We start from the raw sequence: 12932 nt of genomic DNA, 5'->3' as shown, positions 1-12932 counted from the left end.
GGTTGCCAGAAATGGCGTAATGCTCGTCAGTTAAACCTGAATCGGCACCATGAATGGTGATCCTACGTGGATATAGCCCGGGTTTCGTAGGGTGCGCATTCATGCGCACCAGCATAAACAGGCATTTTTTTGCTTAACTGATCGGTATTACGCCAGGAATGGCGACCTTAAAATCGCATCGAGAGGTTTGTTGGGTCGCCACTCATGGCGACCCAATCACAACGTGAGGAGAAAAAAGAAGGGCTTACAGCACCAGCTCTTCGATAGCGTGCGCCACGCCATCTTCCATGTTGGTTTTGGTAATGAACTGCGCAATTTTTTTCACCGAATCAATGGCATTACCCATTGCTACGCCCGTTCCAGCATACTCAATCATGGCCAGATCGTTTTCCTGATCGCCAATCGCCATCACTTCCTCACGCGCCAGGCCAAGTTTCTCAGCCAGCATTTTCACGCCTTGTCCTTTATTCGCACGCGAATCGAGGATTTCGAGGTAATACGGGGCGCTTTTGAGGATGGTGTAATTATCGCGAGCCTGCTGTGGCAAACGCTGAATGGCAGAATCCAGCAGATCGGGTTTATCGATCATCATCAGCTTAGGGAAGCGCGTGGCGCGATCCATTTCTTCAACGGAGCGATAGCGCACCGGAATGCCAGTGAGGCTCGCTTCGTGGATGGTGAATTCGCTGATGTCTTTGTTTGGCGTATAGAGGAAGGATTTGTCGAAAGCCTGGAAGTGGACGCCAAGGTCACGCGCTAGCTGTTCAATATAAAGGTAGTCGTCAAAGCCCAGGGTAATTTCTGCAACGCATTCACCATCATTGGCACGATGCACCAGCGCACCGTTATAACTGATGCAGTATTGGCCCTCATCAACCAAATTCAGCTCCATTAAATAGCGCTGAATACCGACATAGGGACGGCCAGTGGTAAGCACCACCATAACGCCTTTTTTGTGCGCGCGCTCAATCGCGGATTTAACGGCGGGCGTGATCTCATGCTGCGGATTGAGCAGCGTGCCGTCCATATCGATTGCAACCAGTTTTATTGCCATAACGTCCTCGTTGAGTCAGGGTTTTGATCAATGCTAGCGCGATTCAGCTCACATTGGCCAGTTTCACAGCAGACTTAAGACTTTTTACTCAACCATTAAAAAAGGCCATCATATACATGATGGCCTGAAATACAGGGAGCAAGAGGCTGGTTTTACTGGCTCATTGCGTCTTTTTTCATTTTATCTTCTTTACCCATCGCATCCTTCTTCATGCCCATAGCATCTTTGTGCATGCCGTCTTTTTTCATGCCCATTTCATCTTTGTGCATGCCCTCTTTCTTCATGCCCATTTCATCTTTGTGCATGGCCTCTTTCTTCATGCCCATTTCATCTTTTTTCATGGCGTCTTTGCCCATGGTGTCAGCAGCATAGGCAACGGACATGGTCATCATTGAAGCGATAAAGGTTGCTACGATTACGTTTTTCATAGGGTGTTTCCTTACATTATTTTCATTTATGAAGCGTATTGGCGCACCAGGCGCCGGGTTTTTAGCGATCAGCTTCCGCCGAACCAGTTGTATCCTTCGTCTTCCCAGTAACCGCCGGTATAACGGTTGGTTACTTCAATCACCTGTATATGCTTTGGATTTTTGTATCCCAGCTTGGTTGGGATACGGATTTTCATCGGATAACCATATTCAGGCGGTAAAATGCGTCCATCCCAGCTCAATGCCATGATGGTTTGTGGATGCAGCGCCGATGCCATATCGATGCTGGTGTAGTAATCATCCGCACATTTGAAACTGACATATTTAGCCGTGGTATCAGCCCCGATGAGTTTCAGGAAGTCAGCGAAACGCACGCCGCCCCAGCGGCCAATCGCGCTCCAGCCTTCCACGCAGATATGGCGCGTAATCTGATCAACCTGCTGCATATTGTAGAGCTGGGGTAGCGACCAGCTGCGCTTATCACTCACCAGACCGGCAATCTCCAGGCGCCACTGTTCGCCATTAACCTGTGGAATATCCTCTTCACCGTAAAACGCGTTGAACGGGAAAGACTTAGCGATACGATCTGCGCTGTATTCCGGTGACAAACTGGCAGGATTAAATAGCCAGCCCTGAACGCGATCGTTGAAGCGAGAAAAGCTATTCAGCACGCTATCCACGTCGGGCGTTTCGCGGAGATCGCAGCCGGTTAGCATCACCACCCCACCAAGTGTTAATCCCTGGCGTAAAAAACGGCGGCGTGCGGATGAATCCAGCTGGCGCGCCAAAAGTTGCTGCGCTTCTTTTACTACTGCCTCCGCATCGCCCGGTGAAAGTCCGAGATTACTTTTTTTCATTTCGCTCTCCTTAGCGTCCACGCAGCATGGCAATGAAGGTTTTAGGCACCAGCGCCACCATCACCAGATGCACCACGACAAAACCCATCAGCGCTGTCATCGCGTAAAAATGGATGAAACGCGCGGCCTCATAACCGCCAAGGAGTTCGCGTAACAATCCAAACTGGACGGATTTCCATAACACCAGCCCAGACAGCACCAGCAGCAGGCAATCCACCATCACAAACAGATAGGCAGCCCGTTGAACGTTGTTGTACTGCCGTAAATCCGCATGTGCCAGTTTGCCCTTTAGCGCGTTGATGGCATCCTGCTGGAGCCCACGTAGCGTCAGCGGTAGAAACTTTTTGGCAAAACGTCCGGTCACGATATTCATCGTCAGATAAAACACACCATTCGCAGCGAAAATCCACATGGCGGCGAAGTGCCACTGCAGCGCTCCGCCTAACCAGCCGCCGAGAGTGACCTCGCTCGGAAAATAAAAGTCGAATAGGGGTGAAGCGTTATAAATGCGCCATCCGCTCAACGTCATAAGCACAATGGCTGCGGCATTGATCCAGTGGCACGCTCGCAGCCAGCGTGGATGAATCACGGCCGGGCATGCGGTTTTTTTGTCCAAATGAATGTCCATATCATCTGCCTCCCTTTTTAATGTGGCCGCATTGTTGCGCGGGCCCGCTCTGCCCTATGACAAGAAATGTCTCAATGACTGGCTTTTAAACCCGCGGCCCCATGGAGAAATTTTCAATCCGTGTCTGAGCTCAGCGTTTAAGGTCTGAATGCTATTGTGGTGCGTTGTTGTTCACTAAAGCCTCACGCAGGTTTAAACAAAATGTGAACACTTTCCGCTGTCTTTAGCGGTAAATTGATCTGATAAGCGAAGCAGGAATGGATGATGCACGACGCAAAAAAAATACTTATCGTCGAAGATGACTGCGGAATTGCCGACGTTTTACGTCTGAACTTTCAGGATGAAGGCTACGACGTAACCCACGCAGCCGAAGGGAATCTCGCTGTGCAGCTGCTTGAAACCCAGCATTGGGATGCCTTAATTCTTGATTTGATGTTGCCCGGCGTGGATGGATTAGAAATCTGTCGTCGAGCCCGCGCGATGAAGCGTTATACGCCAATTATCATGATCAGCGCACGTTCAAGCGAGGTGCATCGCGTATTGGGTCTGGAACTGGGTGCAGATGATTACCTGCCAAAACCTTTTTCCGTACTGGAACTGGTGGCGCGGCTCAAAGCCCTTTTTCGTCGCCAGGAGGCGATGGCCATCAATTCACGCATGGAAGCCGGTACGCTGCACCACGAGGCGCTAATGATTGATCCCATGGCACGAGAAGTCTGGCTGCGCAGCAAGCCAGTGAATTTAACGCCGCGTGAGTTCGATCTGCTCTATTACTTTGCCAGGCATCCCGGAAAAGTTTTTTCTCGCCTCAATCTGCTTAATCAGGTTTGGGGTTATCAACACGATGGTTATGAACACACCGTAAACACCCATATCAACCGTTTACGGTTGAAAATTGAAGACAACCCAGCCGAACCCCGCTACATCCTGACGGTGTGGGGGAAAGGCTATAAATTTTCGCTGCCTGCGAATTAGGTTTTAAACATGAAACGCCTGACACTTAGCCAGCGCCTGGCGCTGGTTTTTGCTTCTCTGCTATTACTTTGCACACTGTTGTCGGGCTGGATGCAGATTCGCATTAATGCACAATATGGCAGCGCCGTGGTTCAACGCTTATCCGACGGACTTGCCAGACATATCGCCAGCCTTAATCCCGATATGATTGGCGAAAAAGGCGTTAACCTGCCGCTCATGAAGGCGCTGTTTAATGATTTGATGGCGCTCAACCCCAGCGTTGAGGTCTATTTGCTGGATTTGCAGGGCAATATTCTGGCCGATGCCGCGCCGCCTCATCATATTAAACGTACCAACGTCAGCGTTGCCCCCCTGCGATCACAGCTCAACGGTGCCGCTGCGCCAGTTTATGGTGATGACCCGCGTAATCTGCAGGAGAAGAAAGTGTTTAGCGTTGCGCCCCTTTCGCTTAATGGCCAGCCTGTTGGCTATCTGTATGTCATTCTCCAGGGAGAAAATTATCTCCAGCTGGAGCAGGAAGCGCAGCTCGATATTTTACAGCGTACGTCATTGTGGTCTTCTTTATTGGTGGTGCTGTTTGGGCTGACGGCGGGCGTGGTGGCGTTCAGTTTAATTACCCGACCGATGCGTCAGTTAACGCAGCGCGTGCGCAAACTTAACCGCGAAGACATGACGGAGATAAAACAGCTAGCCGAGTTACCGTTGCCGCAACAACAGGAAAAGGATGAGGTGGCGGTATTACAAGGTGCTTTTGTCGGTATGGCGCGTCGCGTTGCCTTTCAGTGGGAAAAGCTGGCTTATCAGGATCAGCTGCGCCGCGATTTTGTCGCCAATATCTCGCACGACCTGCGCACGCCGCTCACCACTTTGCATGGTTATCTTGAAACCTTGCTGTATAAAGCGGATAGCCTAAAAGCAGATGAAAGTCAGCGTTATTTGCATATCGCGCTTTCGCAAAGCCAGAAAGTGAGCATGTTAGCCCAGCAGTTATTTGAATTGGCGCAGCTGGAATATGGCGTGATAAAACCCAACTGTGAGGCGTTTAGTCTTTCTGAACTCACTTACGATGTGGTGCAGAAATTCGAATTAATGGCCAGCACGCGTAATATTCGCTTCGTGGTGGATATGCCAGACCAGTTGCCGCAGGTAAATGCCGATGTTTCAATGATTGACCGTGTGCTAACTAACTTACTGGATAACGCGCTTAAATATACGCCACAGGCGGGTACGATTGAAGTTACGCTGCGTAACGCAGAGCGTGAGGTTGAAGTGAGCCTGAAAGATTCCGGGCCGGGTATTCCCGAGGCTTTACGAGCCACACTGTTTGAGCGTCCTTCTGCACTTTCGCACGCCAGCACCCGAAAAAACAGCGGTGGTTTGGGATTAATGGTGGTTCGCCGCATTCTGCAACTGCATGGCAAAGATATCCGCCTGGATGAAAAATACCCCGGCGCATGCTTCCGTTTCTCCGTCCCACGCTGAAAATAAAAAACCCTTCCACCAGGGAAGGGTTTTCTGTCTCGGCCTTATCGATTAGATATCGATATTGGCCGCTTTCAGCGCATTCTCTTCGATAAACGCACGACGCGGTTCAACTGCATCGCCCATTAAGGTAGTGAACAGCTGATCAGCAGCAATAGCATCCTTGATCGTCACGCGCAGCATGCGGCGGCTATCCGGATCCATGGTGGTTTCCCACAGCTGCTCAGGGTTCATCTCACCCAAACCTTTATAACGTTGAACAGACAGACCACGACGCGACTCTTTCACCAGCCACTCAATCGCCTGCTCGAAGCTGCTTACCGGCTGGCGACGTTCACCACGTTCGATAAATGCATCTTCTTCGATCAGACCACGCAGCTGCTCGCCCAGACTACAGATTTTGCGGTATTCCGGGCCATCGATGAATTCACTATCCAGCGGATAATCGGTATCAACACCGTGGGTGCGGACACGCAGCACCGGTTCGAACAGATTCTGTTCGCGGTTTGCACGCACCTGCGCCACATAGCTGCTGCCATGCGCTTCGCGCTCGGTGAGATACGCGACTAAAGCGTCGATCCAGCCCTGTACTGCGGCTTCGTCACTGAGGTCATTTAACGTTGGATGGTAGATCAGGCCACGCAGCAGAGCCGCTGGGAAACGACGCTCCATACGCTTGATCATGCGCTGCGTACTGTTGAAATCAGCCACCAGCGTTTCCAGCGGCTGACCCGCCAAAGCTGGCGCGCTGGCATTGGTGTGCAGCGTTGCGCCATCGAGCGCGATAGAAATCTGATATTGATCCATCGCTTCGTCGTCTTTAATGTACTGTTCTTGCTTGCCTTTCTTCACTTTGTACAGCGGCGGCTGAGCAATATAGACGTGACCACGCTCCACGATTTCCGGCATCTGACGATAGAAGAAGGTCAACAGCAGCGTACGGATGTGCGAGCCGTCGACGTCCGCATCGGTCATGATGATGATGCTGTGATAACGCAGTTTGTCCGGGTTGTATTCGTCGCGACCGATACCACAGCCCAGCGCAGTGATCAGCGTGGCGACTTCCTGCGACGCCAGCATCTTGTCGAAACGCGCTTTCTCCACGTTCAGGATTTTACCTTTCAGCGGCAGAATCGCCTGGTTTTTACGGTTACGGCCCTGCTTGGCGGAGCCGCCTGCGGAGTCACCCTCCACCAGGTAGATTTCAGACAGCGCCGGATCGCGCTCCTGACAATCCGCCAGTTTGCCCGGCAGACCGGCCAAATCCAGCGCACCTTTACGGCGCGTCATTTCACGCGCACGACGCGCCGCTTCACGCGCACGCGCCGCATCAATGATCTTGCCAACCACGATTTTGGCGTCAGATGGATTTTCCAGCAGGTATTCTGCCAGCAGTTCGTTCATCTGCTGCTCAACCGCCGATTTCACTTCTGAAGAGACCAGCTTGTCTTTGGTCTGGGAAGAGAACTTCGGATCCGGCACTTTCACCGAAACCACGGCGATCAAACCTTCACGCGCATCGTCACCGGTGGCGCTGACTTTGGCTTTTTTGCTGTAACCTTCTTTATCCATGTAGGCGTTCAGGGTACGCGTCATTGCCGCACGGAAACCGGCCAGGTGCGTACCGCCATCGCGCTGTGGAATGTTATTGGTGAAGCAGTAGATGTTTTCCTGGAAACCGTCGTTCCACTGCAGCGCCACTTCCACGCCAATGCCATCTTTCTCGGTAGAGAAATAGAACACGGTGGGATGGATTGGCGTTTTGTTTTTGTTGAGATACTCAACAAACGCCTTGATACCGCCTTCGTAGTGGAAGTGATCGCTCTTGCCGTCGCGTTTATCTTCGAGACGAATCGAGACGCCAGAGTTGAGGAACGATAGTTCACGCAGGCGCTTCGCCAGGATGTCGTACTCAAACTCAATCACATTAGTGAAGGTTTCATAGCTCGGCCAAAAACGCACGCGGGTACCGGTTGCGTCGGTATCACCTGATACCGCCAGCGGTGCCTGCGGCACGCCGTGCTGATAAACCTGCTGGTGCACTTTACCTTCGCGACGAATGGTCAGCTCCAGCTTCTGCGACAGGGCGTTTACCACGGAAACGCCGACGCCGTGCAGACCGCCCGATACTTTATATGAGTTATCATCAAATTTACCGCCTGCGTGCAGAACGGTCATGATCACTTCCGCCGCAGAGACGCCCTCTTCCGGGTGAATGCCGGTCGGAATACCACGTCCATCATCCTGCACGGAAACCGAGTTATCGGCATGAATAGTAACGGTAATGTCACTGCAGTGACCGGCGAGCGCTTCGTCGATAGCGTTATCCACGACTTCGAATACCATGTGATGCAGACCGGTGCCGTCATCCGTATCGCCGATGTACATGCCCGGGCGTTTGCGTACCGCATCAAGCCCTTTCAGGACTTTGATACTTGAGGAGTCATAAGAATTCGACATCAACGTTTCTCGCTCATTTAATCTTCAGGTTGAACCACTATTTTACCCTGTTCCACGCGGAACATCTTGCCCTTTTCATCACTCATGTCGATTACATGCTCGACACCAATGGCGCTGACAAATACTTGAGCCTGCGTGGCTTTTAGGCGTTCAGCTAACAGCCGGCGACGGGTGTCATCCAGCTCTGAGGCAAAGTCATCAATCAGATACAAACAGCGTCGTCCGCTGCTGCGCGTCAGATATTCGCCCTGCGCTAAGCGCAGCGCGCACATCAGTAGCTTTAACTGACCGCGTGAGAGTAAATCTTCCACCGGCGTGCCCTCAGCACGAATACGAAAATCGGCTTTATGCGGGCCGCTGGCGGTGTAGGTGAGCGCGCGATCGCGCTCGAAATTACGCTCCAGCAATTCGGCGTAGTCGCTCTCTTTATCCCAGCCGCGCTGGAAAGAGAACGCTAGCTCGAACTCTGGTAAAAATTGGCCACAGGTGGCGATGATCTCGCGGGAAATCGCCGCGCTGTATTCGGCGCGCCATGCGCTAATTTGCTCAGCCAATGGCACCAGTTCCTGATCCCACGGGCGAATCTGGCTGTAGCGCGATACCTGCCGCAGCGCCGCATTGCGCTGTTTCAGCAGGCGACGCAGATTGCTCCAGGCATGGAAAAAGCCGGGCGCGGCGTGGAAACAGCCCCAATCGATATAGGCACGACGATATTTGGGACCGCCATTCAGCAGCGTAAAACCTTCCGGCGTGATCAGCTGCATGGGTAATAGTTGCGCTAACTCGGCGACTTTATGACCGTCGCTGCCATCAATGCGTACTTTGCTGTCGCCGGCGCGATTTTTGGTTAACCCCACCGACAGTTCGCGTTCACTGCCTTCAATTCGGCCGTGCAGCACAAAGGCATCTTGATCGTGACGAATAACGCGCCCCGCTTGCAAACTGCGAAACGCACGGCCGTGGCCCAGCGTGTAAATCGCCTCCAGCACGCTGGTCTTGCCGCTGCCGTTGGCGCCAACTAAAAAATTGAAACCGGGTGCCAGCGCCAGATCGGCCTGCTCAATATTGCGAAAATCTTTAATCAGGAGGCGGGTTAAAGCCATGAAGTGTTCCGGGATGAAGCTATTCGGGATCTTGTAGGGGAGCCATTAATGGCTCCCAGGATGGTGCGAACATTCGCCAGGTCGGCATAAATGCCGACCTTACAAGCGCATTGGCATAACGACATACGCTGCGGCTGGACTAGCAACATCTTCAATTTGTACGCTGGAAACAGAGTCAGTTAAAAGCAAACGCACATTTTCGCACTTCAGTGCATTGAGCACATCCAGCACATAACTGACGTTGAATCCGATCTCCAAATCGGTGCCGTTATAAGAGACATCCAGCATCTCTTCCGCTTCTTCCTGCTCGGGATTATTTGCCGTGATTTTGAGCTGATTTTCGGTGATGTAGATGCGAACGCCGCGAAACTTCTCATTCGACAGAATCGCCGCACGCGCAAATGCCTGTTTCAGAATATCGCATCCGGCTTCTAAGGCTTTATCAGGATTCTTCGGCAATACGCGGCGATAATCCGGGAAACGTCCGTCAACCAGCTTGGAGGTGAAAATAAAGTCGCCAACGTGAGCACGAATATTGCTGCTGCCGATCTGCACCTGCAGCGGTGTTTCACCACCATCAAGCAGGCGCATCAGCTCAATCACACCTTTACGCGGCACGATCACCGAATGGTCTGGCAACGCCTGACCAATCGGCATTGAGCACACCGCAAGGCGGTGACCATCGGTGGCGACGGTGCGCAGCTCTTCACCTTCGGTTTCAAACAGCATGCCGTTGAGGTAATAGCGCACATCCTGATGCGCCATCGAGAACTGCGTAGCCTCGATCAAGCGTTTCAACGTTGCCTGCGGCAAAGTAAATTCTACCTCGCTCTGCCAGTCATCCAGGTTCGGGAAATCACTGGCTGGCAAGGTAGATAACGAGAAACGGCTGCGGCCAGAACGCACCAGCATTCTGTCGCCTTCCAGCGTCAGACTGATCTCAGCACCTTCCGGCAAACCGCGACAAATATCGAGGAATTTACGCGCGGGAACCGTGGTTGCACCCGGCTCGTGTGGCTGCGTCAGCGCAACGCGCGCCACCATTTCCATTTCCAGATCGGTGCCGGTCAGGCGCAGCGTATCTTCGCTGACCTGCAGCAGTAAATTGCCAAGGATCGGCAGGGTTGGACGACCGCCCAGCGGGCCGCTGACCTGTTGCAGGGGCTTCAGTAACTGCTCACGTTCTACAATAAATTTCATATGCGTCAGGAAGATAATGTTCGAATGAGGTTAGAGAAATCTTCTTTGATGTCGTGGCTCTCTTCACGCAGCTGCTCGATTTTACGGCAGGCGTGAAGCACGGTGGTATGGTCGCGGCCACCAAACGCATCGCCAATTTCCGGCAAACTGTGGTTAGTGAGCTCTTTCGCCATCGCCATCGCCATCTGGCGCGGACGCGCTACCGAACGCGAACGGCGTTTCGACAGCAAATCCGCCACTTTAATTTTGTAATACTCGGCCACCGTTTTCTGAATGTTATCAATGGTGACCAGCTTTTCCTGCAGCGCCAGCAGATCGCGCAGCGCTTCGCGCACGAAATCGATGGTAATGGCGCGACCGGTAAAGTTCGCGTTGGCGATCACGCGGTTCAGCGCGCCTTCCAGCTCTCGCACATTGGAACGCAGACGCTTAGCAATAAAGAACGCCACTTCGCCCGGCAGGCGGATGTCGTTTTCATCGGCCTTCTTCATCAGGATCGCCACGCGCGTTTCCAGCTCAGGCGGCTCGATCGCGACCGTTAATCCCCAGCCAAAGCGCGATTTCAGGCGATCTTCTACGCCGTTGATCTCTTTTGGATAGCGATCCGAGGTCAGGATGATCTGTTGATTGCCTTCCAGCAGGGCGTTGAAGGTGTGGAAAAACTCTTCCTGCGATCGTTCTTTATTGGCAAAGAATTGGATGTCATCGATCAGCAGTGCATCCACCGAACGATAGTAACGCTTAAACTCTTCGATAGCGTTGTTCTGCAAGGCTTTAACCATGTCCTGAACAAAACGCTCAGAGTGCATATACACCACTTTGGCATTGGGCTTGCGCGCAATAATGCCGTTACCCACCGCGTGCAGCAGGTGAGTTTTACCCAAACCGGTGCCGCCATAAAGGAACAGAGGGTTATAGGCGCCGCCAGGGTTGTCCGCTACCTGACGTGCCGCCGCGCGTGCCAGTTGGTTCGATTTACCTTCCACAAAGTTATCGAAGTTATGGCGGTTATTCACATTGGAACGGTAGGTAACATCAGCCGGCGCAGGCACCGAATCCCAGCTTGGGCGCAAAATTTGCGTGGGCGCCGGGCGATTTTCAATCGGTGCAGGCGCGCTGTAACTGGCCATTGCCGGCTGGCTGGTGGTGACCTGTGCGGCAGGACGCGTGCCCACTTCAAAACGCAGTAACGGCACATTCGTACCGCAGAATTCATTCAGCAGCCCATTGATACTATTGAGATATTTATCTCTAACCCAGTCGAGTACAAACCGATTTGGTGCATACAAGGTCAGCGTATTGTCGTTCAATTCAGCCTGCAGCGGACGAATCCACATGCTGAATTCGGTGGCAGGAAGCTCATCCTGCAAACGGGCAAGACACTGTTGCCAAAGCGTAAGTGACACGGCGGACTCCACTCGTACAAAATCGATAAGAATTTTAGGCGCTAATAAATAGAAACGTAATTTTTAGACACAGGCGGTTGGAAAGCGCCTGCGACCGCTATTCGCGGTAGTCTTCCCCGGCGATCGCATGGAGGATCGTCAGCGGAAGGGCGGATCATAACGTAAAGCAGCCGAGAGATCTTCCCTTTCTACACAGTTTTGATCCATTTTATCCACAGGCTGATGATGCGCAAATGAGTTTACGCTTTTTAGCAGAAAAGCCAGCGTTAATGTGGCTGAAAGCGACAATTTTTCTGGGCGGCTCTCGTTTTTGCCGCAACAAGTTTGCAAATAGATCGCAAGAAGATCCTGCGCGATCCTTGCGCTTTACCCCACAGCCCGTATAATTCCCCACCCGGCATTATTGCGTGAAGCCTTGATGCCCGGAATCAGCGGGCTGTATCTGGGTTTCCAGGTGCCGCGACCAGCGAAGTAAATTGACTCTGGACTGTACAATTATTACAATCCCGCCTCTTTATTAAAGACACATTGAGGCGTTGGTCGATTTACTGGCCCGAAAACGCGTCACCCAGTGAAAATTTTCAAGTTTAGGTAGAAATCGCCATGAAACGCACTTTTCAACCGTCCGTACTGAAGCGCAACCGTTCACACGGTTTCCGTGCTCGTATGGCAACAAAAAATGGTCGTCAGGTTCTGGCACGTCGTCGTGCTAAAGGCCGTTCTCGTCTGACCGTTTCTAAGTAATAAAGCTAACCCTCGTGGTTAAGCTCGCATTTCCCAGGGAGTTACGTTTGTTAACTCCCACTCATTTCACTTTCGTCTTCCAGCAGCCACAAAGAGCCGGTACGCCGCAAATCACCATACTCGGCCGACTTAACTCGCTGGGGCATCCCCGCATCGGTCTCACCGTCGCAAAAAAACATGTAAAACGCGCCCATGAACGCAACCGGATCAAGCGATTGACCCGAGAAAGCTTTCGTCTGCGTCAACATGAGCTGCCTGCGATGGATTTTGTGATCGTGGCTAAAAAAGGGATTGCTGACCTGGATAACCGTGCGCTGACGGAAGCGTTGGAGAAATTATGGCGTCGTCACTGTCGCCTGGCTCGCGGCTCCTGATTGCCCTGATACGCGTTTATCAACGCGCCATCAGCCCACTGCTGGGACCTCATTGCCGGTTCCATCCCACCTGCTCGCAGTATGGGATTGAGGCCTTACGCCGCTTTGGCGTGGTAAAAGGCAGTTGGTTGACGATTAAACGCGTATTAAAATGCCACCCTTTGAACCCGGGTGGTGACGATCCTGTGCCGCCAAAAACCTTTGATACCAGAGAACATTAA

General features: G+C 52.4%; 13 protein-coding genes. 5 read left to right on the top strand and 8 right to left on the bottom strand.

What is annotated here, in order from left to right; all coding sequences use genetic code 11:
• Positions 1 to 244: 244 nt before the first annotated feature.
• The 4 genes from yidA to ACIP6T_RS20260 form a co-directional block, all read right to left on the bottom strand.
• Complete coding sequence (gene yidA, locus ACIP6T_RS20275) at positions 245 to 1054, bottom strand: sugar-phosphatase (RefSeq protein WP_345827628.1); 810 nt, start codon at positions 1052 to 1054, stop codon at positions 245 to 247.
• A 152-nt stretch (positions 1055 to 1206) separates the two neighbouring features.
• The gene (locus ACIP6T_RS20270; RefSeq protein ID WP_345827630.1) at positions 1207 to 1482 is read right to left on the bottom strand and encodes a hypothetical protein; all 276 of its coding nucleotides are present in this window, start codon (positions 1480 to 1482) and stop codon (positions 1207 to 1209) included.
• A gap of 68 nt (positions 1483 to 1550) precedes the next feature.
• Complete coding sequence (locus ACIP6T_RS20265) at positions 1551 to 2339, bottom strand: molybdopterin-dependent oxidoreductase (protein WP_097095486.1); 789 nt, start codon at positions 2337 to 2339, stop codon at positions 1551 to 1553.
• A 10-nt stretch (positions 2340 to 2349) separates the two neighbouring features.
• Complete coding sequence (locus ACIP6T_RS20260) at positions 2350 to 2967, bottom strand: cytochrome b/b6 domain-containing protein (RefSeq protein ID WP_400458604.1); 618 nt, start codon at positions 2965 to 2967, stop codon at positions 2350 to 2352.
• A 264-nt stretch (positions 2968 to 3231) separates the two neighbouring features.
• Between ACIP6T_RS20260 and ACIP6T_RS20255 the strand changes: the two genes are divergently transcribed.
• Positions 3232 to 3942: a response regulator transcription factor gene (locus ACIP6T_RS20255; protein ID WP_097095488.1), complete on the top strand. Its 711-nt coding sequence runs from the start codon at positions 3232 to 3234 to the stop codon at positions 3940 to 3942.
• A gap of 9 nt (positions 3943 to 3951) precedes the next feature.
• Positions 3952 to 5424 (top strand): HAMP domain-containing sensor histidine kinase, encoded by a 1473-nt coding sequence (locus tag ACIP6T_RS20250; RefSeq protein WP_097095489.1) that lies wholly within the window; start codon positions 3952 to 3954, stop codon positions 5422 to 5424.
• A 51-nt stretch (positions 5425 to 5475) separates the two neighbouring features.
• Here ACIP6T_RS20250 and gyrB read toward each other — a convergent pair whose 3' ends face one another.
• The 4 genes from gyrB to dnaA form a co-directional block, all read right to left on the bottom strand.
• Entirely contained in the window at positions 5476 to 7884 is a 2409-nt protein-coding gene (gyrB, locus tag ACIP6T_RS20245) for a DNA topoisomerase (ATP-hydrolyzing) subunit B (protein WP_097095490.1), read from the bottom strand.
• A gap of 17 nt (positions 7885 to 7901) precedes the next feature.
• The gene (gene recF / locus ACIP6T_RS20240; RefSeq protein WP_097095491.1) at positions 7902 to 8987 is read right to left on the bottom strand and encodes a DNA replication/repair protein RecF; all 1086 of its coding nucleotides are present in this window, start codon (positions 8985 to 8987) and stop codon (positions 7902 to 7904) included.
• A gap of 99 nt (positions 8988 to 9086) precedes the next feature.
• The gene (gene dnaN, locus ACIP6T_RS20235) at positions 9087 to 10187 is read right to left on the bottom strand and encodes a DNA polymerase III subunit beta (RefSeq protein ID WP_097095492.1); all 1101 of its coding nucleotides are present in this window, start codon (positions 10185 to 10187) and stop codon (positions 9087 to 9089) included.
• Between the two features lie 5 nt (positions 10188 to 10192).
• Positions 10193 to 11593 carry a chromosomal replication initiator protein DnaA gene (gene dnaA / locus ACIP6T_RS20230; RefSeq protein WP_097095493.1) on the bottom strand — a complete coding sequence of 467 codons (1401 nt, stop codon included), beginning with the start codon at positions 11591 to 11593 and terminating at the stop codon, positions 10193 to 10195.
• Between the two features lie 603 nt (positions 11594 to 12196).
• On the opposite strand from dnaA, the gene rpmH reads away from it, so the two are divergent.
• The 3 genes from rpmH to yidD are packed head-to-tail and all read left to right on the top strand — an operon-like array spanning position 12197 to position 12932.
• The gene (rpmH, locus tag ACIP6T_RS20225; protein WP_003849659.1) at positions 12197 to 12337 is read left to right on the top strand and encodes a 50S ribosomal protein L34; all 141 of its coding nucleotides are present in this window, start codon (positions 12197 to 12199) and stop codon (positions 12335 to 12337) included.
• 14 nt (positions 12338 to 12351) lie between these two features.
• Complete coding sequence (rnpA, locus tag ACIP6T_RS20220) at positions 12352 to 12711, top strand: ribonuclease P protein component (protein WP_034830013.1); 360 nt, start codon at positions 12352 to 12354, stop codon at positions 12709 to 12711.
• The gene (gene yidD, locus ACIP6T_RS20215) at positions 12675 to 12932 is read left to right on the top strand and encodes a membrane protein insertion efficiency factor YidD (protein ID WP_007893564.1); all 258 of its coding nucleotides are present in this window, start codon (positions 12675 to 12677) and stop codon (positions 12930 to 12932) included. Before rnpA ends, yidD begins: the two co-directional genes overlap by 37 nt.

The organism is Pantoea sp. NPDC088449, from assembly GCF_044753225.1.
Classification (GTDB): domain Bacteria; phylum Pseudomonadota; class Gammaproteobacteria; order Enterobacterales; family Enterobacteriaceae; genus Pantoea; species Pantoea floridensis.
This window is presented reverse-complemented; position numbering and strand designations above follow the sequence as displayed.